We start from the raw sequence: 22,944 nt of genomic DNA, 5'->3' as shown, positions 1-22,944 counted from the left end.
ACCGCCTGCCCCTGGTGCGTGCGCGCCTTCCGGGACGCCGCGCAGGAATGCGGCGCCGACCTGCCCGTCTACGACCTCATCGACCTGGTGGCCCTGTCCGCAGGGATCAAGGTGCCGGCGGGGACCTGAGGAGGGATGGGAGATGAGCGAGACCGGGACCCTTACCTTTAAGACCATAAGCGAGGAGGCCTACCGCGCCCTCGAGGAGGCGGTGGGGCCGGAGAACGTCTCCCGGGAGCCCGGGGTGCTGGACGGCTACGCCTGGCAGCCCACCAATAACGACCATCCCACGGAGCGCTGGGTGAAGCGCCCCGTGGCGGTGGTGCTTCCCGCCTCCACCGAGGAGGTGCAGGCGGTGGTGCGGGCCTGCAACCGGCACGGCCTCAGGTTCAAGGCCTTCTCCACCGGCTGGGGCGTGTGGTGCGGCCCCACCTACGACAACGTGGTGCAGGTGGACCTGCGCCGCATGAACCGCATCCTGGAGATCGACGAGAAGAACATGTACGCCGTGGTGGAGCCCTATGCCATCGCCGCCCAGATCCAGGCGGAGGCGATGAAGAAGGGTCTCAACCTGCACATCCACGGCTCGGGGCCAAACTGCTCCCCCCTGGCCAGCGCCACCTCGGGATGGGGCGTGGGGCACGACAGCATCTACATGAGCTACAGCCCCCGCAACGTGCTGGGCGCGGAGTGGGTGCTCCCCGACGGCGAGGTGCTGCGGCTGGGAGCGCCGGGATGCGGGCTGGGCTGGTTCTCGGGTGACGGCCCCGGTCCCTCCCTGCGGGGGATCATGCGCGGCTCCGCGGGCGCCCTTTCCGGTCTGGGTATCTTTACCAAGTGCGCCCTCAAGCTCTACCACTGGCCGGGGCCGCCGCGCATAGAGACCGAGGGGTGTCTCCTCGACGCGCGCTCCGAGATCCCCGAGAACATGGGTTTCTACCTCTGCGCCTTCCCCGACCGTTCCGCCTTCCTGGAGGCGGTGCTCAAGATCGGCGAGGCGGAGATCGGGTACAACGCCCTGCGCACCGCCACCGCCGCCTACCTGAACATCATGACCCCGCGCCTCTTCAAGAAGCTGGCGGGCACCAGGGCCGTGAGGTCCCTGCTGGGAAAGACCCTCGAGTACGTCCTGATGATGGTGCTGGCGGCGGATTCCGAGGAGGAGCTGGCATACCAGTCGGGGGTGCTCCTCTCCATCGTGGAGAAGAACGGCGGCATCGCCCTGGACATGGGTACCCAGAGACCCTTCGTGAGCATGGCTCTCATGGGGTTCGTGCGCGCGACCCTTCCGGCGCTGGTGTTCAGGATCGGCGGCTCCTTCAACACCGCCCTGGATCGCAACGATGCCCTGGACACCCAGGAGAACTGGAGGGACGCCTGCCTGGCGGTGAAGGAGGAATGGATCGCCAGGGGCGGCATCATCGACGACATGGGCGACAACCCCTATTACGTGCCCTACGAGAACAACACCTGGGCGCACTGCGAGGTGGTCTACCAGTTCGACCCGCGCAAGCCGGAGCACCGCGCAGCGCTGGAGCCCATCTTCCTGGACTTCACCATCGCCGCTCTGGAGCAGTGCATGGAGCCCATGTTCTCCTCCGACCCGCGCGTGCGCGCCATCATCGGCCCCCTGGCGTGGGGTTTCAACCGCTGGCAGAAGGAGGTGTCCAGGACGCTGGACCCGGGGGAGGCGGCCGACTCCACCCTTTACTGCGGCGAGGGCTCCTTCGACCTCTCCGCGGCGGATCCCACGAAGGTGGAAAGGCTGAACGCGTTGACGGAGAAACTGCGGCCTCGGGACTGAGGGGGAAACTGCCGGTCGGGCGTGTAGGGGGTGGCGCCATGGAGAAGTGGGACGTGGTGGTGGTTGGAGCCGGTCCGGGCGGCTCCTACGCCGCCAAGACGGCGGCGGAACTCGGCCTGCGGCCTCGGGACTGAGGGGGAAACTGCCGATCGGGCGTGTAGGGGGTGGCGCCATGGAGAAGTGGGACGTGGTGGTGGTTGGAGCCGGTCCGGGCGGCTCCTACGCCGCCAAGACGGCGGCGGAACTCGGCCTGAGGACGGTCTTCCTGGAGCGGGGCAGGCATCCGGGCGAGAAGAACTCCTCCGGCGCGGGGCTGGGCACGAGGTGGTGGCGCGATTTCCCGGAGATCATGGGCAAGCTGCCTTATCTCTCCTCTTACCGGCGCATAGACATGATCGTCATCAAGGTGGTGGACGAGGAGAACCGCCTGCGGCTGGTGCAGGGCACCACGGGCTCGGATCGCGACGGCAGCAGGTGGTCCGGCTCCCTCGACAAGGGGATGGCAGGAGCTTCCATATACCGCGCCGATCTCGACCCCCTCATCGCCGACCTCGCCGTGGCCGCCGGCGCCGAGCTGCGCACCTCCACCCTCGTGACCGGGGTGATCGAGGAGGACGGGGTGGTCAGGGGGGTGGCGAAAGAGAAGAACGACCGCGGGGCGTGGGAGAGACGTAACATGAGCCGCGCGGGTCGATCCGGGAGGTAAGGCCGTGGAGGAGATGGACTTCGAGGTCAAGGAGCTCGTCTATCGCAGCGAGGGAGACACCGGCGACTTCATCTCCTTCGACCCCAGACGCTGCGACGGGTGCGGGCTCTGTGCCAGGGTGTGCTCGGCCGGGCTGTGGTCCCTGAAGGAGGGAAAGGCCAGGCTGGCGCCGCGCTACCGCGAGCTGTGCCTGGAGTGCGCCGCCTGCTGGGAGATATGCGCTCGCGAGGCCATCGACTTCTCCTACCCGGCAGGCGGTACCGGGGTGACCATACGCTACGGATAAACGCGGCCCGCAGCGTCCCGGTGCGCGGGAAGCGGCCGCACATTCCCCGGGGAGGGACGGTAAATGACCTCCGGCGACGGGGGTCGGCGGAGAGGGGACGGACGCGGCCCCGCCGGCGAGCGGGGCGGGGCCGGGAAGGGGGCAACGGCGATGATAAGCGAAGGGGCCTTCGAGGAGCTTCTAGAGGCGGTGGGGCCGGAGAACGCCTCGCGCGAGCCCGCGGTGCTCGACTCCTACGCCTGGCAGCCCACCTTCAACAACCGCCCGGAGCCCTGGGTGGCGCGCCCGGAGGCGGTGGTGATGCCCGGGTGCACGGCGGAGGTGCAGGCGGTGGTTAGGGCCTGCAACCGGCACGGGCTGCGCTTCAAGGCCTTCTCCACCGGGTGGGGGGCGTGGGCGGGGCCTTCCGGCGAGGGCGTGGTGCAGGTGGACCTGCGCCGCATGGACCGCATCCTGGATATCGACGAAAAGAACATGATCGCGGTGGTGGAGCCCTACGCCGTGGGCGGGCAGATCAGGGCGGAGGCCATGAAGGTGGGCCTGAACACGCACATGATCGCGGCGGGGGCGGGGGTGTCTCCCCTGGCCAGCGCCTGCGCCGCCTTCGGTCCCGGCTGGGACGGCACTTACAGCCCCCGCAATCTCATGGGAGTGGAGTGGGTGCTGCCGGACGGAGAGGTGCTGCGCCTGGGCACCGCGGGCTCGGGCTTGGGCTGGTTCTGCGCCGACGGCCCCGGGCCTTCGCTGCGCGGGGTGATGCGCGGGAAGGCGGGAGGCCTTTCTGGCAACGGTATATTCACCGCCTGCGCCCTCAAGCTCTTCCCCTGGCCGGGGCCTCCCCGGCCGGAGGTCAAAGGACTCTTCTATGATATGGAGCTGGAACTGCCCTGGAACTTCCGCCTGTACCTGCTTATCTTCCCCGACCGCGAGAGCTGGGCGGAGGCCACCTACTGCGTCTGCCGCGAGGGGCTGGACTACAACATCATGAAGAGCCCCATCAGGGTGGTGCCGGTGATCGTGGCGCCGCGCCTCACCCGGAAGCTGGCGCGCCTGCTGAACCTGCGCGCCGCCCTTTCCTCCATCCAGCACGGCACCATGCTCATCATGGCGGCGCATTCCCCGTGGGAGATGGAATACCGCGACGCGGCGCTGCGGGAGATAGTGCTCGTTCACGGCGGGATGGTCCTCGACTTCGGCGCCATAGCCCTCGGGGGGACCTTCTGGTGGTCGGTGATCAGCGGCGCGGTGCCCCCCATGTCCTTCCGGGCCGGCGGCCAGATGCAGTCGGGGCTGGGCCCCGATGACACTTGGGATACCGCGGTGGCCTGGGACGCGGCGGGCGAGGAGATCAAGCGTCAGTGGATAGGCAGGGGAGGCTGCGTGGACGACTTCGCGGACGCCTGCGTGGACATGCTCTGGGAGGACGGGACCATCAACCACAGCGAGGAGCTCTGGTACTACGATCCCAGGAACGAGGCACACGTGGAAGCGCTCAAGGGCATGGCCTTCGACTTCCTGCTCACCGCCATGGAGCAGTGTACCGACCAGCCATGGAACATCTTTCCAGAGCAGCGCAGGCTCATCTCTCCCCTGCAGGGGGACTTCAACCGTTGGCAGAGGGAGCTCTCCCGGGTCTTTGACCCGGGCTCCGCCGCCGACGCGTGGCTGTACGTGGGCGAGGAGGATATGGACCTCTCCGGCAACGACCCGCGCAAAGTCGCGGAGCTGGAGAGGTTGGTGAAGGAGAGGGACTGGAAGCGGAGAAGCGGGGAACAAGGCTGAGTCGCAAGAGGGAGAGAGATGGAGAGAGCCAGAAGTAAGAAGACAGGGGGTGCAGGATGGAGAGCTACGACCTCATCGTGGTGGGCGCTGGCCCGGGGGGAAGCGTGGCGGCCATGACCGGCGCGGAGCTGGGCATGAAAGCGCTGATGCTGGAGCGGGCCAACTAACCGGGGGAGAAGAACGCCTCGGGCTTCGCCTTTTCCTCCAAGGGAGAGAGGGACTTCCCCTTCCTCAAGGAAGTGGAATATCCTTCCATGCGCATCGGTTGGAGGACCCAAGCGCATTTCCTCTCCCCGCCTCCGGAGATGGAGGAGAAGTTCAGCATGATCACCACCACCTCGCGGCGCATAAGCTATCCCGAGGGACGCGACTACTTCGTGAAGACCATGTACCGGCCCGAGCTGGACCGCTACTTGGCGGAGCGCGCGGTGCAGAAGGGGGCGGAGCTCAAGCTCAAGACCCTGGTGACGGGGATGGTCCGGGAGGGAGGAAAGATCTGCGGCGTGCGTACCGAGGGGGGCGAGGAGTACCGCGCCCCGGTGGTCATCGGGGCGGACGGGGTGATGTCCATGACCGCACGCCTGGCGGGCCTGCGGGAGAAGTTCGGGCGCGACGAGGTGGTCTCGCTGTGCACCGTGGACTACGCCGTGCCCAGGGAGAGGGCGGACGCGGTCATCCACGAGAACTGCTTCCAGACCTACTTCGCCCCCGGCTTCGGCGGGCTCTACCTCATCGTCATGGCCGACGGCGTGCACGTGGGGGGACCCGGGGTGACCAACAGCCTGGTGTCCAGGGCGGTGCGCAAACGCATCAATCCCGCCAAGGAGGTACTGCAGATGATAAACTGCCCTCCCATCCAGAGGCAGTACACCGCCCTCGACGCCCGTCCCCGGGAATGGCAGGCCCACATGCTGCCCTGGATGGACCAGTTCAACCGGCGCATCTACACCGGCGGTTTCATGCTGGTGGGAGACGCGGCGGGGGTGCCCGAGCCCCTGTGGGCGGAGGGGGTGTGGCAGGCCATGTACTCGGGGCGCCTGGCGGCGGAGGTGGCCCACGAGGCCCTGCAAGAGGGCGACACCTCCGCCTCCTCCCTGCAGCGCTACTGCGACCGCCTGGAGGAGAGCCCGGTGGGGCAGGAGTTCATCGCCGGGGTGCAGCTGCGCCAGCTCTTCGAGATGCTGGGGGACCCGGTGATCTTCGACGAGGCCACCGACCTGCTGGTGGACCTGAGCAACAACATGCTCTGGAACTGCCAGGAGCCCAAGGCGGTGAGCATCAATCGGCTCTTCCCCATCCTCCTGGAGAACCTGCCCCTGCTCATGGGCATGTTGAGGGTTTACGCCCCCATCCTCCTGGAGACGGGAGGGGATAGCCTGCGCAAGTGTATAGAGATGGTCAAAGGGGTCGCGGCCATGGTCTCGCAGATGACGGGAGGGGAGGTGGAAGTATGAGCCGGAAGAAAGACCGGGGCGGGGAGCTGGACAAGTTCGCCCTCAGCGAGATCGTCCCCGCGCCGCACGACTTCATCTTCTTCGACGCCGAGAAGTGCACGGGCTGCACGGGCTGCGTGGTCATCTGCCCCATGGACCTGTGGAAGATGCGCGAGGGCCGCGCCCGGCTGGAGCCGGATTACCGCGAGAAGTGCATGGAGTGCGGGAGCTGCTTCATCGCCTGCGAGTCCGGGGCCATCGATTTCACCTATCCGCCAGGCGGGTCGGGGGTGGTGTACAGGTTCGCGTGACGGAGCCAGGCGGGAGGAAGGAGATGAAGGCCATCGTCGTGGGAGCTGGGACCGCGGGGCTCGCGGCCCTGCACGCACTGGACAGGGCGGGAGTGGAGGTCACGGCGCCGGAGAGGGAGAGTGCGGCGGGCGGACGCATCGCCGGCGCGTGGAGGAACGGGTATGCCCTCGATCTGGGGGCGCAGTTCTTTTTCCGGGAAAGCCCGGCCGCCGCGGAGCTCGCCCGCGACCTCGGCCTGGAGGGCGAGCTGCGCGGCTACCTTTTCAAGGCCGCCAACTACAAGCGCGGCAGGTTCTACACCGGGGTCATAGACAGCGACCCGAGGGTGCTGTGGCGCCACCGCCGCCTGCTCATGAACTCCCAGGGGTTCACGCCGGCGGGGCTGGCGCAGATGGCGAGGTTCATGCCCGCCTTCCTTAAGCGCAGAAGGGACTATGACCTGCTGGCCCCGGAGAAGACCCTGGACCTGGACGGCGAGAGCGCGGCGGATTTCGCCCTGCGCCGCGGGGGGGAGGAGGTGCTGGAGGGGCTGGTGCAGCCGGTGGTCACCAACCTCACCCTAGGGGAGCCGGAGGAGGTGGCGGCGGGCTATGCCCTCACGCTGCTGTGGAACATCCTGCACGGGGTCTTCACCTTCCGACGCGGCCTGGGGGACCTTGGCCTCGCGCCTCGCGGACGAGCACCGGGGGAGGTTGAGGACTGGAACCCCTGCCAGGCGCATCGTGGTCGAGGGCGGCAGGGTCCGGGGGGTGGAGACGGACGAGGGCTTTGTGGACGCGGACGCGGTGGTCTGCGCCACCACCGCCACCACCGCCCTCGAGCTCATGCCGGACCTGCCCGCTTCCCTGCGGGGCCCGCTGGAGAGGGTGCGCTATAGCGCCTGCTGCCACGTCATTTTTGCCCTGCGCCGGCGCCTCTTTCCCGACGGGTGGTACGGGGTCGGTTTCCCGCGCCGCGAGGGCTCGTTCATGAACGTCTGCGACAAAGCCGTGAAATCTCCCTACTACGCTCCCGAGGGGTGCTCGCTCATCCACTGCTTCACCTACGGGCGCCACTCCCACGAGCTTCTGGCGCTGGAAGACGGGGAGGTGCTCAAGAGGGTGACGGAGGAGATCCGGCGCTATTTCCCGGACATGACCGAGGCCCCTCTCTTCGCCGAGGTGCGCCAGTGGCGCGAGGCGGTCTGCCTCTCGCCGCCGGGCATGCTGGGAGCGGTGGCGGGCCTGCGGGGGAAGGTCGCGGCGGAGGTGAAGGGCTCCACCTCGCCGGCGAGTACATGTACATGCCCTCGGCGGAGGCGGCGCTGCGCAGCGGGCTGAACGCCGCCGGGGCGGTGCTGGCGAACGGATAGCGCGGGACCGGGGGCGGAGCCCGCCGTACGGAGGAAGAGGGCGCCGCGGACTTAGGGGCGGTGCCGGGGCGTGCGCGGAGGGAGGAAAAGGGAGGCCAAGGAGGAACGATGAAGGCACTGGTCATGGGAGGGGGCATGGCGGGGCTGTGCGCCGCCGCCGACCTCTGCGACTTCGAGGTGGAGGTACACCTGCTGGAGGCCACGCCCATCCTGGGCGGCAGGGCGACCTCTTGGGTGGACGATGACGGGGATACAGTGGACAACGCGCTGCACATCTTCATGCCCCACTACAGCAATTGCCTGGGATTTCTTGCCAAGGTGGGGGCGGAGCCCCTGCACTGGACCCAGGGCATCACCAACTACGACGCGCAGGGCAGGAGCGGGCTGCTGCCCATAGGCGGCGGGCTGCGCACCGTCCTCCAGGCCATGCGCTCCCCCACCATGTCCATGATCGACCAGGCCAGCCTGGGGCTGGCCGTCCTCGTCTCGGCGCTCATGTCCAGGGAGAGGCTGGACGCGTGCGACGAGATCACCCTCCTGGAATGGTTCAAGCGCCACGGGGTAACCCGCAACGCCATCGTCCACTTCCGTCCCGGGGGGGGGCCGGGCTGACCTTCCTGGAGCTCAACCAGGTCTCGGCCAAGGCCCTTCTATACTGGACCTCGTCCTTCATCAACCGGGAATACATCTCCAATCCGGGGATCGGTTTCGCCAACGGCGGGCTGGGGGAGATCTACGTGGAGCCGGCAAGGCGCTACATCGAGGCACGCGGCGGCCGGGTGGAGACGGGGCGTAGGGTGACCGGACTGGTGGTGCGGGGGAACGAGGTGGTGGGCGCGAGCACCGAGGACGGCGAGACCCTCACCGCCGACGTCTATATCAGCGCCATGCCCTATTACGAGCTGCGGCGCGTGCTGCCGGAAAGCGCCCTGGACTACCCGTTTTTCCTGGACCTCTGGCGCCTCGAGGAGGCCCCCTCGGTGTCGGTGCAGATCTGGTTCGACCGTTTCGTCACCAGCATGCGCAACATCGCAGCCCAGATGCAGGGGACCTTCAACTGTTTCGCGGACATGCACACCATCGTGCCCAGGTTCGCCTCCACGGCCACGGGCTCCATGTTGGAGTTCGTCCTCACCCCCGCCTTTCACCTCCGGGGCCTGCCGGCGGAGCGCATCTACTCCAAGGTCCTGGAGGAGTTCAGGCGCATCATGCCCGCGGCGCGCGAGGCGGAGGTGAAAAAATGGGTGGTGACCCGGGAGCGCCAGGGCATCTTCGCCCAGAGGCCGGGAGCGGACCGCTTCCGCCCGCCCCAGCGCACCCCCTACCCCAACCTCTATCTCTGCGGCGACTACACCAAGACCTTCATCTCCGCGGGTATGGAGAACGCCTGCGCCTCCGCGCACCTGGCGGTGGGGCACGCACTTTACGAGCACGCGGGCAGGGAGGTCACGCTGTTCTCGCGCCTTACCGCCTACAATGCCTACCTCCGGGGAGGGCTGGCGGCGGGGGCGGCGCTGGCGGGGGCGGCGCTGGCGGCGCGCTCCCTGTATGGAAGAAAAAGGCGTTAAGCCCCGGCGCGGGGAAGGATGCTGGCGCGGTCGGGAAGGAGGGAGACCATGGAGCGGAGCAGGAAAGTGGTGGTCATCGGCTCCGGTATCGGGGGAGCGGGGATAGCGGCCCTGCTGCAGACCCGGGGGCACCAGGTCACCCTGCTGGAAAAAAACGGCTATTACGGTGGTAAATGCTCCTCCTTCGTCAGGGACGGCTACGTGGTGGATTCCGGCGTGCACATGTATTCCATGGGGCCGCGCGGCCCGCACGCGGAGCTGGACCGCCGGGTGGGCGGGGACCTGGAATGGTGCGTGGCCGATCCCATGTCCGACATCATCAGCAGCGGGCGCGTGCACATGCTGGCCTACCAGAACCAGTTCGACCCCCGGGGGCTGTTGGAGAACCTCAAGGCGGTGGCCATGGATCGGCGCGTCGCCAGGGAGGGGCGGCGGGACGCGGCCAGGCGCATGCGCCTGCTGGAGAAGGAGACCTATCGGGCCGCGAAGCGCATGCGCCCCCGCGAGGTGCTCGACGCCGTGGTGCGCATCGCGAGGCGCGACGAGGCCCTGCTGACCGAGCTCGACGGCATCACCCTGCAGGAGTTCGCCCACCGCGTCACCGACGACCTCGGTTTCCTGGGCACTCTCGCCACCCTGTGCATGGTGCTCCTGGTGGTGCCCTACTCCGAGGCCGCGGCGGGGGAGTTCCTGTGGTGCTACGCATCCATCTACCGCAACCGCAGCCTGGGGGTGCCGCGCGGCTCGGCGCGCGAGATACCCGGCTCCTTTATGCGCGCCTTCCTGCGCGCGGGAGGCGACCTCCGCCTGGGATGCGAGGCCGCCCGTATCAGGGTGGAGAACGGCAGGGCGCGGGGAGTGGAGAGCCGGGAAGGGGAGTTCTTCCCCGCCGAGCTGGTGGTCTCCAACGCGGGGATCAAGCGCACCCTGGAGTTGGCGGGGGAGGAGAACTTCCCCCCGGAATACGCGGCCTACGTGCGGGGGCTGCGCTACTCCTACTCCTTCATCACCGCCAAATACGGCTTGGCGCGCCGGGTGGTGGATGTGGGGGCGCCGAGCTTCTTCAACAAGCCCCACGTCCACCCCGACCATATGTTCGATTATATAGAGGAGGATATGGAGGAGGGCGGGGTGCCGGAGGACCCCCTGCTCTTCGTGCCCATGCCCTCGGAATGGGATCCTCGCGTGGCCCCGGTGGGAAAGCAGCTCCTCATCATGGGCGTCCCCGGCCCCAGCGAGGTCACACCGGAGAGGGTGGAGCAGTGCGAGCGCATCCTGGACCGCGCGGAGGAGAGGCTGTGCGAGCTCTTCCCCGCGGTGAAGGACGGCGCGGAATGGATCATGCGCACCCACATCGCCCACACCGCGGCCATCACCGGTAAGCCCACGGGGGAATGCATCGGCCTCGCCCAGTGCGTGGGGCAGACCGGCATCGCCAAGCCCTCCTGCCGCACCCCGGTGGAGGGCCTGTGGCTGGTGGGCACGGACGCGGGGGCGCGGGGCGTGGGGACGGAACAGGCGGCGGCGAGCGCCCTCTACCTCTCGGGCTTGTTGACCTGATCGCAGACGCGGCGCCTTTGCCGCGCGGGAGCGGGCTTGCAGGGCGCCGCCTGGAAGGGAGCGGTCTTGGCGAGACGGTGACTTGCGTGGCGAAGGGGATACGAGCCGTGATCTGCCGCTGCTTGCGCGGAGGGAGGCGCGGGAGCACGAGCGGCGTCCCAAGGTCGCTTGTCGTACAAGGGATGGGAATCGTTATGGCGGTGACCATGGAGGAGAGCGGGGGATCCGATGCCGAAGCCTTGTCCGAGCCACCCGTGGCGGAAAAAGGCGAGGAACGCCTGGTAAGTGGATACCGGGTTCCGGGCGGAGGTTCTCTCTTGCGGGGGCGGTATGGGGCCGGTTTCCCGTATCGATGGTAAAACAGGGTTTGAGACGAGCGCCGATGGTTGCGGACTGCATCGCGGGTATATCGCCTGTGTTCGGCAGGGATCGGCTTGTTTAGGGAAGGGGTGATGGGGATGGCGGAGATAGCCGTGGTAGGCGCCGGTCTATCGGGCTTGGTGGCGGCGATAAACTGCGCCCGCGCGGGCCATAAGGTGACGGTGCTGGAAAAATACGACAGAGTAGGGGGAGAGCCCGAAAACCATCCCTCGGTGGACTCCACACCCATGCTGCCCGACCGCCTGGGATCGTACATAGGGGTGGAGCTGAAATCCCCCGCAGGTGACCCCGACGCGCACCATGCGCTCCTATGCTTACGGCGATAAGTACGATATAGACGGCGGCCTACTGCACCTTCACGCGGTGGAGAGGGGAGCGCGTTCGACCTCCATAGAGAACTACCTGTATGGATCGGCCTTGGAGGCGGGCGTGTCGTTCGAGTTCGGCTGGCGCCTGCGCTCCCAGGCGGACCTCGAGGAGCTTCCGCCCAACAGCATCATCGCCACCGGCCTGCATCTCGAGTCCTTTCTGGCCCTGGACATTCCCTTCCGGCAGGTCTACGGTTACACCTCCACCACAAGGTACGAGGGGGAGCCGAAGGCGGTGGCTTACTTCGGCGACCTGACCCGCGACTACTGCTATCTCGCCAATGCCAACGGCATCGCCTACGCCCTCTTCTTCGACCGCGGGGGGCCGGTGAGGCGCGAGCTGGTGGACCGATGGGCGGAGATGCTGAAGCGGGACGAGGGAGTGGAGTTCAGGGAATGGCGTCTCTTCCAGGGCGCGGTGGCGGTGAGGGCCCTCGACAACCCCAGGCTCTTCGTGGGAGACAAGATCATCGCAGGCACGCTGGCCTCCATGAACGACCCCCTGTTCCTCTTCGGGGTGCACGCTTCCCTGCTGAGCGGAAAGATCGCGGCCACGGCGGTGGACGACAAGGCGAAGGCATACGGGCTCTTCCGTGGCGTGCTCTCCTTCTACCGCAAGGCCTAGGCCTTGAGGCGGCTCATGGACGCGACCCCCATGGCCATGCGCAGGCACGCGATGCGCGCCTTCCTGGGCATCTCGCGCTCCCGGCCCGGGCTCTACGCGAAAATAATGTCCTACCAGATACCCGGCTTCCGTCAGGTGGAAGCGGGGCAGGTCTCTTTGCGCGGGGGGTGAGAGGATGAGGGAACGCGAGGCAAAAGCGGTGGCGGGAGCGCCTCTGCGGCATATGCTGGCGGCGGCACTGCCGGGAAAGCGAAAGGTGCCGGTGTTTTTCCAAGGCCTGCCGGCGGGGCGTCACCCCGAGGACCTCAACCGTGGCATCCCGGATCATTTCGACGCCGCGCACCGACCCGGCGGCAGGTTCGGTTTCGAGTGGTGGTATTTCGACGCGAAATTCGAGGACGGACACGCCGTGGTCTGCGGGCTTATGGACCCCGACACCTGGAAGTTCAGCGCAACCAAGGCCTTGATGTGGCTGCACGTCTATCTGCCCGACGGCACCTTCTACAACAACCATATCGACATCCCGCGCTCGCGCTTCAGGGCCTCCTCGCTGGAATGCGACGTGGAACTGGCGGAAAACCGCATACGCGGGGGATACCCCGAGTACCGGGTGGACCTCGAGCACGGCGAGTTCGCCGCGCACCTCGTTTTCAAGAGCCTGCTTCCGGGATGGGCGTTGGGAAACGGACAGATGATGTTCGGATATCCGTCCTACCCCCTGGTATTCGGCTGGCTGGTGCCCCAGCCGCGGGCGGAGGTAAAGGGGACGCTCTCCTTTCCGGGAGGAACGGTAGAGGTGAGGGGAGAGGGTTATCACGACCATAACTGGGGCAATCTTCCACCTTCGCTCATGATAGAGCGCTGGCATTGGGGGAGGCTGATGCACCGCGAAAGCGGCATCACCACGCTCTTCGCCGACGTCATCTGCGGCCGCTCCTGTGGAGGTGCCCATATCCCCATGCTGCTGGTGGCCAGGGGCGACCGGCTGGTGCTGGAGACCTTGCGCGTGGAATGGCATTACCAGGACTATGCCATGGACGCCTTCGGCATCCAGGCCTACCCGCACCGTTACGGCTTCCGCTTCGGGGAGCGGGGGATCACGGGCGAGGTGGAGTTCAGGGTGGACAACGTCCCCGAACACATTGACCTGCTGGAGAACATGGGTGTCCCGGCCTTTGCGAGGGGTCCCCTCGCCAGGCTGTCGCAGCCGTGCTACTACCGCTTCGAGGCCGCCTACTCCGGGTACGTAGATTTCGAGGGCGAGAGGGTGGAGCTGGAAGGCGAGACCATAACCGAGCATATCATCCTCACCCTGCGCAGGGGAAAGGTCCCCGTGGACGTGCCCTTCAGGAGGTTTATCCCCTAACCGGCGAAGGCCGCCCCGGCGCTGTGGCCGGTGCCGCGCGCGATGCGGGGGCATCCTTTTTGCGGCGGGGTGAGGAGTGAGGACGTGGACGGGGACGTGACCGGGATGCCGCGCGCGATGCGGCGGCATCCTTTTTCGGCGGATGCGCGATGGGCGCCGCAGCCGACTTCGCCCGCGTGATGGATTTATGAGAACCTGTAAGAACCGGCCGGGGAAAGCGGCTCATTCCCTGGAGTCGCAGGAGGGGCACGCCCACCCCCGGCCCTTCCGGCCGTGCCGGGAGGGGAACTCGTCGCCGCAGCGGCCGCAGCGGTACCGGCCGGGGCCTTCCTTGAGGATGTAGCTCCCGCCCTCGATGCGCAGGGCCTTGCCGGACACCAAGGCCTCGATGACCTTCGCCCTGGCCTCGGTGATCATGCGCTGGATGGTCTGGCGGGACACCCCCATCTCCCTGGCGGCGTCCTCCTGGTACATCCCCTCCAGGTCCACCAGGCGCAGGGCCTCCAGCTCCTCGACGGTGAGGTTCACCTCCTCGAGCTGGGCCATGGGGATGCCGCGGGGCTTGAAGTAGTCCGCCCGGGGCGCTTCCCCTACCAGTTTGGGCTTCACCGGTCTGGCCAAACCATCACTCCCTTGCCTTTGCCGCCGCCGCGTTACCTAATATATATGCCAACGCGGCCGCTTTGTCATCTCGCCCGTCACTCCTGCCGCGCGGCCGTTCCGGACACCGCCACCCCCAGGCGCCCGGCCGCCGCCACGGCGAGAGCCCGCAGGGGCTCCTCCACCTCGCGGGGCACGTTGCCCACCGGGGGCAGGCCGCGGCGCAGCGACTCCACCACCGCCTCGCTGAAGGGGACCTCGGCAGCCACCTCTATGCCCAGGGAGCCGCATCTCTCCCTTATCCCGCGCGCCAGCTCGGGCACGAGGTCGCTCTTGTTCACGCACACCAGGGCCGGCACGCCGAAGTGCCGCGCCACCCCCAGGATGCGCTCCAGGTCGTGCAGCCCCGAGAGCGAGGGCTCGGTGACGATGAGGGTGAGGTCCGCTCCGCTCATGGAGGCGATCACCGGGCAACCGGTGCCGGGAGAGCCGTCCACCACCACCAGGGGCAGGGCGGCGTCCAGGGCCAGCAGCTGCGCCTCCATGCGCACCCTGCTCACAACCTTGCCCGAGGCCTCCTCGCCCACCGCCAGCTCCGCCCCTACCATGGGGCCGTAGGGGGTGGAGCCGACGTATACCTCCGCTCCCTCGGGCTCGAGGAAGAAGACGGCTTCCCGGGGGCAGACCCGCGCGCAGACGCCGCATCCCTCGCAGCGGAAGGCATCCACGGAAGGGGTCTCGGAGCCGGCTATGGCCCCGTAGCGGCAGCTCTCCGCGCAGGCGCCGCAGCCGTCGCAGGCCCGGGGGTCGATGCTCGCCTTGCGCGAGACGCTCAGCCGGAAAGACCTCTCCACCCGCGGCGAGAGCAGGAGGTGGAGGTTGGGCGCCTCGACGTCGCAGTCCGCGAGCACCACCGGTTGGAGGAGCTGCGCCAGGGAGGCGGTGACCGTGGTCTTGCCCGTCCCTCCCTTGCCGCTCAGTACGATCAGCTGTTTCATCCCCGTTACCTCCGCTCCGCGCCGTTCAAAAAAGGTCCGTCGACGGTCGATGTGCCGCTCAGGTCATATCCCACCCATGGCGCTCCCCGTTCCCCTCTGAGATGTCGGGGATCGGCGGTGTTCCCTCTGCATGTGTAGAGGGGCCTCATCTCAGTCACCCCCGCTGCGCGCCAGGGACGCCGTGCGCTCGTAGAGGGAGAGGAAGAGGCGGCGCCATTCCTCACCCGAGTCCGCGAGGTTGACGCCGCTGGAGGTCAGGCGCGCGATCTCCAGGGAGAAGGGTATGGAGAGAGCGATCTCCAGGCCGCGCTCGGCGCAGAAGCGCCTCACCTCCGTCTCCCCGGGGATGTCCTTGTTCACCACCACCAGCGACGGGACCCCCAGGGCCGCGGCCATCCTCACCGCCATGTCCAGGTCGTGCAGCCCGAAGGGGGTGGGCTCGGTGACCATGACGCAGACGTCGGACCCGTGCACGGTGCCCATGACCGCGCAGCCCGTGCCGGGCCCGCAGTCCACCACGTTCACCCTGTGGGGGTCGAGGCCTTCCTTCATGGAGGAGATGATGGGGGTGGCCTTGGGCTCGCCGATCTCCAGCAGGCCCTGCATGAAGCCCATGCCCTCGCCGGTGCGGCCTTCCTCCACCGTCCCGATGACCCGCTCCACCTCACTTATCGCCCCCGCCGGGCAGATGAGGGCGCACCCTCCGCAGCCGTGGCAGAGGTCGTCGAAGACGATCACGCGGTCCGGGGTGGTGGCCAAGGCCCCGTAGGCGCAGAAGGACGAGCATTCGCCGCAGCGGTCGCAGAGGCCCTCGTCGACGCGGGGTATGGCCACGGTGACCTCCCTGCGGCCGGATATGGCCGGCTTGACGAAGAGGTGGTCGTTGGGCTCCTCGACGTCCGCGTCCACCAGGGTGGTCTCGATCCCGGACCGCTGCAGAGAAAGGGCCAGGTTCACCGCCACCAGCGTCTTGCCGGTGCCGCCCTTGCCGGCGGCGACGGTGATCACCAACGGCCCGCTCCCCTGCCGCCACCCCTGCCGCAGCCGCCGCGGCCTCTCCCCCCGCGCCAGGTGCCTCCGTGGCCGCCGCCCGGGCCGGGCATCCCGCCCATGCCCATGCCGCCCGGAGCCGCGGGTCCCGGGCCGGTCGCGGGACCGCCGCCCGCCGCGGGGCCGCCGGCCATGCCGGCATGGTCCCTCACGGTGGCGGAGGCGGTCTCGGACAGCCTGCCTTCCTTCAAGGCCTGCACGGCCTCGCTGACGGTGCCCTGGAAGCCGGTATGCACCTTGACCTGGCCGGAAAGGACCTGCATGGCGTTGGGGCCGATGTTGCCGGTGACCACCGCGCCGGCCCCCCGGTCGATCACGAGCTGGGCGGTGCGGATGCCGGCCCCTCCGCCCGCGTCCCGGTTGGCGTTGGGCACGGCCTCCCATTCCCCGCTGTCCAGGTCGTAGAGGATGAGGTAGGCGCAGCGCCCGAAGCGGGGATCCACCCCGCTGTCGAGGCCGGGCCCGGCGCTGGATATGGCGGCCTTCATCTCAGGCCCCTTCCTTCTCCAGCTTGTCGATGCGCTCGCGGATCTGTGCCAGGGTCTGCTCCATCCTCTCCGCCTGGGCTTTGAGCAGCTCCAGCTCGCCCGCGAACCCGGCCTGGGCCGTCGGGGGCGCGAAGGGCGCCGCCGGGGCCGGCCACCTGCCGGTGAGGATGTACTCCGCGCAGGGCCCCAGGCCGCTGCGGCTCCTCCCGGCCCAGCCGGGGCTGTAGCCGAGCCTCATCCAGCCCGGCTGCCCGGTGAGGTAATACATGTTCCGGTGTCCGTATCCCATGTCCGTTCCCTCCTTTTCTCTTTCCGCGCCCCGGGGGGGCGCCGTATGAACCGTCTCTCAGCAATTGGCTCCCGCCATGCGGGCGCCGCACTTGGGGCAGCTCCTGGTGAAGCAGGGTATGCCCCGCGTGTGCGGCTCGGTGTAGCCGCATCTCGGACAGCGGCAGACCTTGGTGCCCCCGAGGCCGCGCCCGCCTGCGGGCCTGCCGCCTCCGCGTCCTCTTCCGAATCCGGCCAATATCCTCACCTCCATGTCTCCGCGCATCCCGCTCGCGGACCTAATAAGGCATATGCCCATAACCGATGATAATATGATTACGGGCATATGTAAAGCACTATTTGACGGGGGAAGCGTGAGTCAGGCCGCCCGGCGCGAAAAGATACTGGACATATGCCAATAATGCTATATAATCTAACCGTGAGCGAGAAGGCACGGATCCGCCCGCGAGCAAGACCCCGATGCGAGGTCGAGGCGCCGGGGAGGAAGCGGCCGAGAAGGCCGCATTTCCATCCCGCGCCGCTTACGGCGGGCCTCGGCGCCGGGCCGGGGCGGGACCCGGGACGGCGCGGGCGGAGAAGGAGAGGAAGCGTCGGGCGATGATCGTCGATCGCGAGCACAAGGTGGCCGTGGCCACCACGGACGGAAAGAGGATAGCCGGCCATTTCGGCTCCGCCCCCCTTTTCGCCGTGTACACGGTGGCGAAGGGGAGGGTGCTCGACTGGGAGATGAGGGCGAACCGCGAAGGATGCTCACGGGAGGAGGACGATACCCAGGCGGGATGCTGGGAGCTCATGGAGCGCCTGCTTCCGGATGTGCGCGTGGTCATTTGCCGGGGGATGGGAGAGAACGCGTACGTGGGGCTGCTGAGGCGGGACGTGCTGCCCGTGACCACGCCCGAGGAGGAGGTGGAGGCGGCGGTGGAGGCATACCTGAAGGGCCGCCTCGTGGACGACCCCGGCCGGGTGCATCCGCCGCGCCGCGAGGGTCCCGCCGCGGAGAAGACGGAGGCGGGGGCGGAGCGTTGAGCGACGGCCGGAAAGGCATGCGAGGTCCTGCGCCTGCCTGATCCGGCCGGAGATTCAGGAAAGGAGCAGTGAAGGACAGTGGCGACATGTAAAGGCGATTGCGGAGAGAAGGTGATGCCCGGGCAGCACCCCAACTTCGCCGGCGTGAAGAAAAAGATCATGGTGCTAAGCGGCAAAGGCGGGGTGGGCAAGAGCTCCATCGCCGCCGCCCTGGCCCTGGGTCTGGCGGAGCGGGGTTTCCGGGTGGGGGTCATGGACGTGGATTTCCACGGTCCCAGCATACCGGTGATCTTCGGCATCGAGGGCCAGCGGGTCATGGGCGACGAGACGGGCATCTTCCCCGCCGAGATCGCCTTCAACCTCAAGGTCATCTCCATCGGCCTCTTTTTGGAGGACCGGGACGGCGCCGTGATCTGGAGGGGGCCCCTGAAGATGACCGCCATCCGCCAGTTCATGGAGGACATCCACTGGGGGGACCTCGATTACCTGGTCATAGACTCGCCCCCCGGGACGGGCGACGAGCCCCTGAGCGTGGCCCAGCTCATACCCGACGCCTTCGGGCTCATCGTCACCACCCCGCAGGAGCTGGCCATGGCCGACGTGCGCAAGTCCATCGCCTTCTGCCGGCGCATCGGCATGCGCATGCTCGGCGTGGTGGAGAACATGAGCGGCCTGGTCTGCCCCCACTGCGGCGGGCGCATCGACGTCTTCGGGCGGGACGGGGCGAAGGGCATGGCCGAGAGGATGGGCGTGGAGCTGCTGGCTTCGCTCCCCCTGGACGGCGAGTTCGCGGCCTGGGCGGACCGCGGGGGCGCGAAGAAGGGTTTCTACCGCGACCTGGAGGGAGTGGCGGGCGCGCTCGACGAGATGGTGGACAGGGTGGTCGCCCTGACCTCCGCCGCGGAGGCGGAGGGCGGCGGGGTCGAGTCCGCGGTGGTCGGGCGGGCGGATGCGCGTGGCGAGGATAAGGCGGAAGGCAAGGAGGGAGAGATGGATATATTTGCCATACCGACGGAGAACGGGCTGCTCTGCGCTCACTTCGGGCATTGCGAGCGGTTCACGCTGGTGGAAGTGGGGGAAAACGGCGAGCCCGCGGTGAGGGAGGTATGCGAGGCGCCGCCCCACGAGCCCGGCCTGCTGCCGCGCTGGCTGGCGGAGAAGGGCGTGAAGACGGTCATCGCCGGGGGCATGGGCGCTAGGGCGCAGCAGATCTTCGCCGAGAGCGGGGTCAGGGTGCTCTGCGGGGCGCCGCAGGCCGAGCCGCTGCGGCTGGTCAGGGACTACCTGTCGGGCACCCTGGAGCTGGGCGACAACGTCTGCGACCACTGAGCGCCGGCGGCGGGAGAGAGTGCGGCTGCGATGTACGCGGTGGACGAGGACGCCTGCACGGGCTGCGGCCTCTGCATCGAGCGCTGTCCCGCCGGGGCCATATCCATCCGGGGCCGGGCAGCGGTGATAGACGAAGGTTCATGCACCTCCTGCGGCGCATGCGGCGACGAGTGCCCACAGGGCGCCGTCTACGAGTACGAGGTCCTGCCCGCGACCCGGGAGCGCGGAGGGGAGCCGGCTGCGTCCGCCCCGCGGGGATCGCGGTTGGCCGTGAGGCCGAAGGCCCTCTCCCTCACCCCGAGGGAGAAGGCGGCGGCCGCGGTGGCGCTCCTGCCCGTGCTCTCGCGGGCCCTGTTGAGGCTGGCGGGCCGGATCTCCGCGGGCGCCGCGAAAACACCGCGTTCCCGGGGCGGGAGCGCCGGGACGCGCGGCCCGGCGGGGCGGGCGGGCGCGGGAAGGCACCGCTGGCACGGAGGCCGCGGCTGAACCGAGAGGACCCGGTCAGAGAAGGGGTCCCTCCTATTTCTTGAGGAAGGATGCGGGATCGATCCAGGATTCGGTGCGCTCCGGCTCCCTGTCGGGGTCGTGTTCGGGAGGCGGTCCGTGGAAATGTGAGGGGTCGTACTTGTAGCCCTTGTAATCGTCGGGGTTTACCCGCTTGCCCTCCACGCGGATGACGCGCGCCGGGTTGCCCACCACCACCGAGTAGGGCGGCACGTCCATGTCCCAGACCACGGCGTTGAGGCCGATCTGGGCATACTCCCCGATGGTGGCGCTCCCTCCCACCATGGCCCCGTGATATATCTGAACGTAATCCCTTATGTCCATGAAGGGCTTGTTCTCCGGCAGTCCCACCGCCCCCACCGCCACGTGGGAATAGATGCGCACCCCCCTGCCGATACGGGTCTGCCTCCCGATGAGGGTGGCCACGGGGTGGTCGAGGTGGAAGTCTGGGCCTATGTCGGCGTCGGGATGGATCTCCACCCCGCAGAGGAAGTAATTCAGGCGATACCCGAGAAAGGCCAGGTTGATATGGCCTTTGAGGTAGAGCATGCGGTAGATGCGGTAGAGGGCGATGGCCTGGTTGCCGGGATGCAGGAAGATGTCCCGGAACAGGCCTCCGATCCCCTTGCGCTTGACCGCCAGCCGGAGGTCCTCGAGTAGATGCATCGCGGCGCCTTCACTCAATCCCTACACCTCCTCGTCCGCTCTTTCCCCGGCCTTTCGCCCGCCCCCTGCGGGCCAGCCGTGCCTTTCTTATATCATGGCATTATCTGGTTTTCTTTCCACTGCGTCTGGAGGCCAGCCACTTGCGCACCGTGTCCCGGGACCCGTAGAGGATCATGGAGGTCTCGTAGGGCTTGCTCTCCAGCTTACGTACCGTCTCGCGCGACACCACCTTTCTCCCGCGCAGCACCTGCGGAAGTCCCAACAGGGTATCGAAGATGCCGCGGAAGAAATCCCGCCACGTGCGGTGCTTGATGGAGTATAGCACGAAGAACACCAGGTAATAGAGGGATTTTTCCAGGGCTTTCCCCACGGGATAGAAGCGCGCCAGGTACCACCATCCTCCGGTCATGGTGATGTAGAGGCGATGTCCCGGGTTGCGCACTTCGCGCGATATCTTATGGCGGATCACTGACCCGGGGTGGTAGACGATGCGGTAGCCGCGGTCGATGGCCTTGGCGGAGATGTTGCGCTCGAACTGGTAGAGCTGGATCTCCGGCTCGATGTAACCGATCTCCTCCAGCACGTCGCGGCGTATCATGGCCCCGTTGCCGTGGAAGCTGGGCACGTCGAACACCCCCTCCGAGGCGTGCTCCTCGGGGGTGAACCAGCGCATGGGGTCGAAGACCTCGCCGGTGTCGTAGTAGAGATTCTTGGAGTGCACCACCGCGATGGCGGGGTCGGACGCGAAGACCCTGACCATGCGCTCCACGGCGTCGGGGGCGAGCACTCCGTCGTTGTCCTGGTGGAGGATGATGTCTCCGGATGCGGTCTTGGCCCCGATGTTCAGGGCTTGGATGACGATGTTGTGCGGGGACTGGATGAACATCACCTCCGGGAACTCCTCCTCGATCATCTCCCGCGTGCCGTCCTGGGAATTGTTGTCAACCACGATGATCTCCTCCACGGGATAGGTCTGCGCCTTGATGGCCAGCAGCGCCTCCCGCAGGTCGTTCTTGCGGTGCCAGTTGGGGATTACCGCGCTCACCCGAGGCCGGTAAGCCGCGTTTCCGTCTCCTCCCGTCATGCGCATCGCCTTTCTTCTCTCATGACCGCCGTCCCAAGCCGGGTCGCCCCGTCCACACCAGCATTATCGTCAACTGAGGGGTGACGGATAAACGGGATATCCCCGTCGCCGCGCAGACGCAGGGAAAGCGAGGCCGGCCCCTCCTCCCCCGCCTCATGCTCCCACGCCGCCCGCGCCCCTCGCCGCGGGGCCGTGCCTGGCCCTGGCAGCGGGCTCTCCGCGAGGCTGACGGCCGCGCCCGGCTCTTCAGTCATCCCAGCACCTCCGCGAACACCCTTCGCGTCTCCTCCGCCGCTCGCCGCCACGAGAAGGAGGCCGCCCGGCTCATCCCCGCCCGGGATAGGTCCTCGCGCAGGGCGGCGTCGCCCGCCAGACGGGAGACGGCCCGGGCCATGTCCTCCACGTTCTCGGGATCGAAATAGAGGGCCGCCTCGCCCGCCACCTCCGGCAGGGAGGTGACCTTCGAGCAGGCCACGGGTGCGCCGCAGGCCATGGCCTCGATCACCGGAAGCCCGAAGCCTTCGTAAAGGGAAGGATAGACGAAAGCCCCGCATGCGTTGTAGAGCAGGAGCAGGTCCTCGTCGGAGACGTATTCCAGGTGTTTGAGCCTGCCCTCCATGCCGCAACGGCGCGCGGTGCCCCAGATGTCCACGGGTGGGGTGAAGGGCGCGGGCATGCCCAGGATGAGCAGCTCCAGCTCCCGCCCCAGCTCCCGCGAGGCCAGCGAGACCGCCTCGATGAGCCGCTCCAGGTTCCTCCTGGTGTGGATGGCGCCGGCGGTGAAGAGGAACTCCCGCCCGAGCCCGTACCTGGAGCGGACCTCCTCCAAAAGCGCCTCGTCGCGCACGGGGCGGAAGAAGGGGTCGGCGGCCTCGGGGATGACCGTCACCCGCGAGGGCTCCACCTCCAGGAGGCGCACGATGTCGCCCCTGGAATGCTCGCTCACGGTGACGATGCGCTCCGCCCGCCTCACCTCGCGCCAGAAGAGGTCGTCGAAGCGGAAGCGCTTGTCGGCCGCGAACCACTCGGGGTGCACCTTGAAGGTTATGTCGTGAACCACCACCACCGAGGGGCACACCTTGAGGAGGGGGAGGAAGTAGGAGGGCGAGAAGTGCAGGTCCACCCCGTCCCGGTGCATGGCCAGGGGCAGGCGCAGGTGCCGCCAGGTAAGCCCGGGGGCACGCCCCAGCACCTTCATCTTCAGGCGAGCGGACTCGAATCCCAGCGGCCGCGTGGGGCGTGAGAGATAGACCAGGTACTCGTCGTCCTCTTCCAGCTCCACCAGGTGGCGCAACAGGTTCACGAGGTAGCGGGCCACCCCGTACCTCTCGCCCTGCAGCGTCCGCCCCTCGACCCCCACCCTCATCTC

At 67.9% G+C, this 22,944-nt stretch carries 27 protein-coding genes; 18 read left to right on the top strand and 9 right to left on the bottom strand.

Features of this window, described 5'->3' with window-relative positions; all coding sequences use genetic code 11:
* Positions 1-142 precede the first annotated feature (142 nt).
* The 15 genes from H5T74_14230 to H5T74_14160 all read left to right on the top strand — a co-directional run bounded on the left by H5T74_14230 (position 143) and on the right by H5T74_14160 (position 13,542).
* Positions 143-1,804: an FAD-binding oxidoreductase gene (locus H5T74_14230; protein MBC7231534.1), complete on the top strand. Its 1,662-nt coding sequence runs from the start codon at positions 143-145 to the stop codon at positions 1,802-1,804.
* Positions 1,805-1,976: 172 nt separating this feature from the next.
* Complete coding sequence (locus tag H5T74_14225) at positions 1,977-2,510, top strand: FAD-dependent oxidoreductase (GenBank protein MBC7231533.1); 534 nt, start codon at positions 1,977-1,979, stop codon at positions 2,508-2,510.
* A gap of 4 nt (positions 2,511-2,514) precedes the next feature.
* The gene (locus H5T74_14220) at positions 2,515-2,796 is read left to right on the top strand and encodes a 4Fe-4S binding protein (protein ID MBC7231532.1); all 282 of its coding nucleotides are present in this window, start codon (positions 2,515-2,517) and stop codon (positions 2,794-2,796) included.
* 150 nt (positions 2,797-2,946) lie between these two features.
* Positions 2,947-4,578, top strand: a complete 1,632-nt coding sequence (locus H5T74_14215; GenBank protein ID MBC7231531.1) for an FAD-binding oxidoreductase — start codon at positions 2,947-2,949, stop codon at positions 4,576-4,578.
* Between the two features lie 305 nt (positions 4,579-4,883).
* The gene (locus tag H5T74_14210) at positions 4,884-6,032 is read left to right on the top strand and encodes an NAD(P)/FAD-dependent oxidoreductase (protein ID MBC7231530.1); all 1,149 of its coding nucleotides are present in this window, start codon (positions 4,884-4,886) and stop codon (positions 6,030-6,032) included.
* Positions 6,029-6,322 carry a 4Fe-4S binding protein gene (locus tag H5T74_14205; protein MBC7231529.1) on the top strand — a complete coding sequence of 98 codons (294 nt, stop codon included), beginning with the start codon at positions 6,029-6,031 and terminating at the stop codon, positions 6,320-6,322. The genes H5T74_14210 and H5T74_14205 overlap by 4 nt, the downstream gene beginning before the upstream one ends.
* 23 nt (positions 6,323-6,345) lie before the next feature.
* Complete coding sequence (locus tag H5T74_14200) at positions 6,346-7,200, top strand: FAD-dependent oxidoreductase (protein MBC7231528.1); 855 nt, start codon at positions 6,346-6,348, stop codon at positions 7,198-7,200.
* Positions 7,094-7,642, top strand: a complete 549-nt coding sequence (locus H5T74_14195; protein ID MBC7231527.1) for an FAD-dependent oxidoreductase — start codon at positions 7,094-7,096, stop codon at positions 7,640-7,642. Before H5T74_14200 ends, H5T74_14195 begins: the two co-directional genes overlap by 107 nt.
* 140 nt (positions 7,643-7,782) lie before the next feature.
* Positions 7,783-8,286 carry an NAD(P)-binding protein gene (locus H5T74_14190; protein ID MBC7231526.1) on the top strand — a complete coding sequence of 168 codons (504 nt, stop codon included), beginning with the start codon at positions 7,783-7,785 and terminating at the stop codon, positions 8,284-8,286.
* Positions 8,217-9,242: an FAD-dependent oxidoreductase gene (locus H5T74_14185; GenBank protein ID MBC7231525.1), complete on the top strand. Its 1,026-nt coding sequence runs from the start codon at positions 8,217-8,219 to the stop codon at positions 9,240-9,242. The genes H5T74_14190 and H5T74_14185 overlap by 70 nt, the downstream gene beginning before the upstream one ends.
* A gap of 48 nt (positions 9,243-9,290) precedes the next feature.
* Positions 9,291-10,802 (top strand): NAD(P)/FAD-dependent oxidoreductase, encoded by a 1,512-nt coding sequence (locus tag H5T74_14180; GenBank protein ID MBC7231524.1) that lies wholly within the window; start codon positions 9,291-9,293, stop codon positions 10,800-10,802.
* 452 nt (positions 10,803-11,254) lie between these two features.
* Entirely contained in the window at positions 11,255-11,509 is a 255-nt protein-coding gene (locus tag H5T74_14175) for an FAD-dependent oxidoreductase (protein ID MBC7231523.1), read from the top strand.
* Entirely contained in the window at positions 11,484-12,176 is a 693-nt protein-coding gene (locus H5T74_14170; GenBank protein ID MBC7231522.1) for a hypothetical protein, read from the top strand. Before H5T74_14175 ends, H5T74_14170 begins: the two co-directional genes overlap by 26 nt.
* 15 nt (positions 12,177-12,191) lie before the next feature.
* The gene (locus H5T74_14165) at positions 12,192-12,347 is read left to right on the top strand and encodes a hypothetical protein (protein ID MBC7231521.1); all 156 of its coding nucleotides are present in this window, start codon (positions 12,192-12,194) and stop codon (positions 12,345-12,347) included.
* Positions 12,348-12,351: 4 nt separating this feature from the next.
* On the top strand, positions 12,352-13,542 hold the full coding sequence (locus H5T74_14160) for a hypothetical protein (GenBank protein MBC7231520.1): 1,191 nt from the start codon (positions 12,352-12,354) through the stop codon (positions 13,540-13,542).
* Positions 13,543-13,764: 222 nt separating this feature from the next.
* Here the strand turns inward: H5T74_14160 and H5T74_14155 are convergent, their stop codons facing one another.
* From H5T74_14155 to H5T74_14130, 6 genes are all read right to left on the bottom strand, one after another.
* Positions 13,765-14,163 (bottom strand): DUF134 domain-containing protein, encoded by a 399-nt coding sequence (locus H5T74_14155; GenBank protein ID MBC7231519.1) that lies wholly within the window; start codon positions 14,161-14,163, stop codon positions 13,765-13,767.
* A 77-nt stretch (positions 14,164-14,240) separates the two neighbouring features.
* Complete coding sequence (locus H5T74_14150) at positions 14,241-15,140, bottom strand: ATP-binding protein (protein MBC7231518.1); 900 nt, start codon at positions 15,138-15,140, stop codon at positions 14,241-14,243.
* Positions 15,141-15,290: 150 nt separating this feature from the next.
* Positions 15,291-16,151 carry an ATP-binding protein gene (locus tag H5T74_14145; GenBank protein MBC7231517.1) on the bottom strand — a complete coding sequence of 287 codons (861 nt, stop codon included), beginning with the start codon at positions 16,149-16,151 and terminating at the stop codon, positions 15,291-15,293.
* Positions 16,145-16,678, bottom strand: coding sequence for a NifB/NifX family molybdenum-iron cluster-binding protein (locus H5T74_14140; GenBank protein MBC7231516.1), 534 nt, complete (start codon positions 16,676-16,678; stop codon positions 16,145-16,147). The genes H5T74_14145 and H5T74_14140 overlap by 7 nt, the downstream gene beginning before the upstream one ends.
* 1 nt (position 16,679) lies before the next feature.
* Positions 16,680-16,967, bottom strand: a complete 288-nt coding sequence (locus H5T74_14135) for a hypothetical protein (protein MBC7231515.1) — start codon at positions 16,965-16,967, stop codon at positions 16,680-16,682.
* A 57-nt stretch (positions 16,968-17,024) separates the two neighbouring features.
* Positions 17,025-17,219, bottom strand: coding sequence for a hypothetical protein (locus tag H5T74_14130; protein ID MBC7231514.1), 195 nt, complete (start codon positions 17,217-17,219; stop codon positions 17,025-17,027).
* Between the two features lie 344 nt (positions 17,220-17,563).
* Between H5T74_14130 and H5T74_14125 the strand changes: the two genes are divergently transcribed.
* The 3 genes from H5T74_14125 (at position 17,564) to H5T74_14115 (ending at position 19,807) form a co-directional block, all read left to right on the top strand.
* Positions 17,564-17,992 carry a hypothetical protein gene (locus H5T74_14125; GenBank protein ID MBC7231513.1) on the top strand — a complete coding sequence of 143 codons (429 nt, stop codon included), beginning with the start codon at positions 17,564-17,566 and terminating at the stop codon, positions 17,990-17,992.
* A 78-nt stretch (positions 17,993-18,070) separates the two neighbouring features.
* Positions 18,071-19,321: a P-loop NTPase gene (locus H5T74_14120; protein MBC7231512.1), complete on the top strand. Its 1,251-nt coding sequence runs from the start codon at positions 18,071-18,073 to the stop codon at positions 19,319-19,321.
* A gap of 30 nt (positions 19,322-19,351) precedes the next feature.
* Positions 19,352-19,807, top strand: coding sequence for a 4Fe-4S binding protein (locus H5T74_14115; protein MBC7231511.1), 456 nt, complete (start codon positions 19,352-19,354; stop codon positions 19,805-19,807).
* A gap of 33 nt (positions 19,808-19,840) precedes the next feature.
* Here H5T74_14115 and H5T74_14110 read toward each other — a convergent pair whose 3' ends face one another.
* The 3 genes from H5T74_14110 to H5T74_14100 form a co-directional block, all read right to left on the bottom strand.
* Complete coding sequence (locus tag H5T74_14110; protein ID MBC7231510.1) at positions 19,841-20,509, bottom strand: hypothetical protein; 669 nt, start codon at positions 20,507-20,509, stop codon at positions 19,841-19,843.
* An 82-nt stretch (positions 20,510-20,591) separates the two neighbouring features.
* On the bottom strand, positions 20,592-21,575 hold the full coding sequence (locus H5T74_14105; protein MBC7231509.1) for a glycosyltransferase family 2 protein: 984 nt from the start codon (positions 21,573-21,575) through the stop codon (positions 20,592-20,594).
* A 250-nt stretch (positions 21,576-21,825) separates the two neighbouring features.
* Positions 21,826-22,941 carry a glycosyltransferase family 4 protein gene (locus H5T74_14100; GenBank protein MBC7231508.1) on the bottom strand — a complete coding sequence of 372 codons (1,116 nt, stop codon included), beginning with the start codon at positions 22,939-22,941 and terminating at the stop codon, positions 21,826-21,828.
* Positions 22,942-22,944 lie beyond the last annotated feature (3 nt).

The sequence above is a fragment of the Actinomycetota bacterium genome (assembly GCA_014360645.1).
In the GTDB taxonomy this organism is placed as follows: Bacteria; Actinomycetota; Geothermincolia; order Geothermincolales; family RBG-13-55-18; genus Solincola_B.
The sequence above is the reverse complement of the archived record's forward strand: the minus strand, read 5'-3'. Positions and strand labels throughout refer to the sequence as shown.

Excerpts from the sequence above, each read along its gene's own strand:
- H5T74_14230 (MBC7231534.1), top strand. The coding sequence starts at position 143 with ATGAGCGAGACCGGGACCCTTACCTTTAAGACCATAAGCGAGGAGGCC.
- H5T74_14215 (MBC7231531.1), top strand. The coding sequence starts at position 2,947 with ATGATAAGCGAAGGGGCCTTCGAGGAGCTTCTAGAGGCGGTGGGGCCG.
- H5T74_14210 (MBC7231530.1), top strand. The coding sequence starts at position 4,884 with ATGGAGGAGAAGTTCAGCATGATCACCACCACCTCGCGGCGCATAAGC.
- H5T74_14185 (MBC7231525.1), top strand. The coding sequence starts at position 8,217 with ATGGTTCAAGCGCCACGGGGTAACCCGCAACGCCATCGTCCACTTCCG.
- H5T74_14165 (MBC7231521.1), top strand. The coding sequence starts at position 12,192 with ATGGACGCGACCCCCATGGCCATGCGCAGGCACGCGATGCGCGCCTTC.
- H5T74_14130 (MBC7231514.1), bottom strand. The coding sequence starts at position 17,219 with ATGGAGGTGAGGATATTGGCCGGATTCGGAAGAGGACGCGGAGGCGGC.
- H5T74_14175 (MBC7231523.1), top strand. The coding sequence starts at position 11,255 with ATGGGGATGGCGGAGATAGCCGTGGTAGGCGCCGGTCTATCGGGCTTG.
- H5T74_14100 (MBC7231508.1), bottom strand. The coding sequence starts at position 22,941 with ATGAGGGTGGGGGTCGAGGGGCGGACGCTGCAGGGCGAGAGGTACGGG.
- H5T74_14150 (MBC7231518.1), bottom strand. The coding sequence starts at position 15,140 with ATGAAACAGCTGATCGTACTGAGCGGCAAGGGAGGGACGGGCAAGACC.
- H5T74_14125 (MBC7231513.1), top strand. The coding sequence starts at position 17,564 with ATGATCGTCGATCGCGAGCACAAGGTGGCCGTGGCCACCACGGACGGA.
- H5T74_14190 (MBC7231526.1), top strand. The coding sequence starts at position 7,783 with ATGAAGGCACTGGTCATGGGAGGGGGCATGGCGGGGCTGTGCGCCGCC.
- H5T74_14140 (MBC7231516.1), bottom strand. The coding sequence starts at position 16,678 with ATGAAGGCCGCCATATCCAGCGCCGGGCCCGGCCTCGACAGCGGGGTG.
- H5T74_14170 (MBC7231522.1), top strand. The coding sequence starts at position 11,484 with ATGCGCTCCTATGCTTACGGCGATAAGTACGATATAGACGGCGGCCTA.
- H5T74_14105 (MBC7231509.1), bottom strand. The coding sequence starts at position 21,575 with ATGACGGGAGGAGACGGAAACGCGGCTTACCGGCCTCGGGTGAGCGCG.
- H5T74_14115 (MBC7231511.1), top strand. The coding sequence starts at position 19,352 with ATGTACGCGGTGGACGAGGACGCCTGCACGGGCTGCGGCCTCTGCATC.
- H5T74_14180 (MBC7231524.1), top strand. The coding sequence starts at position 9,291 with ATGGAGCGGAGCAGGAAAGTGGTGGTCATCGGCTCCGGTATCGGGGGA.
- H5T74_14200 (MBC7231528.1), top strand. The coding sequence starts at position 6,346 with ATGAAGGCCATCGTCGTGGGAGCTGGGACCGCGGGGCTCGCGGCCCTG.
- H5T74_14205 (MBC7231529.1), top strand. The coding sequence starts at position 6,029 with ATGAGCCGGAAGAAAGACCGGGGCGGGGAGCTGGACAAGTTCGCCCTC.
- H5T74_14160 (MBC7231520.1), top strand. The coding sequence starts at position 12,352 with ATGAGGGAACGCGAGGCAAAAGCGGTGGCGGGAGCGCCTCTGCGGCAT.
- H5T74_14135 (MBC7231515.1), bottom strand. The coding sequence starts at position 16,967 with ATGGGATACGGACACCGGAACATGTATTACCTCACCGGGCAGCCGGGC.
- H5T74_14225 (MBC7231533.1), top strand. The coding sequence starts at position 1,977 with ATGGAGAAGTGGGACGTGGTGGTGGTTGGAGCCGGTCCGGGCGGCTCC.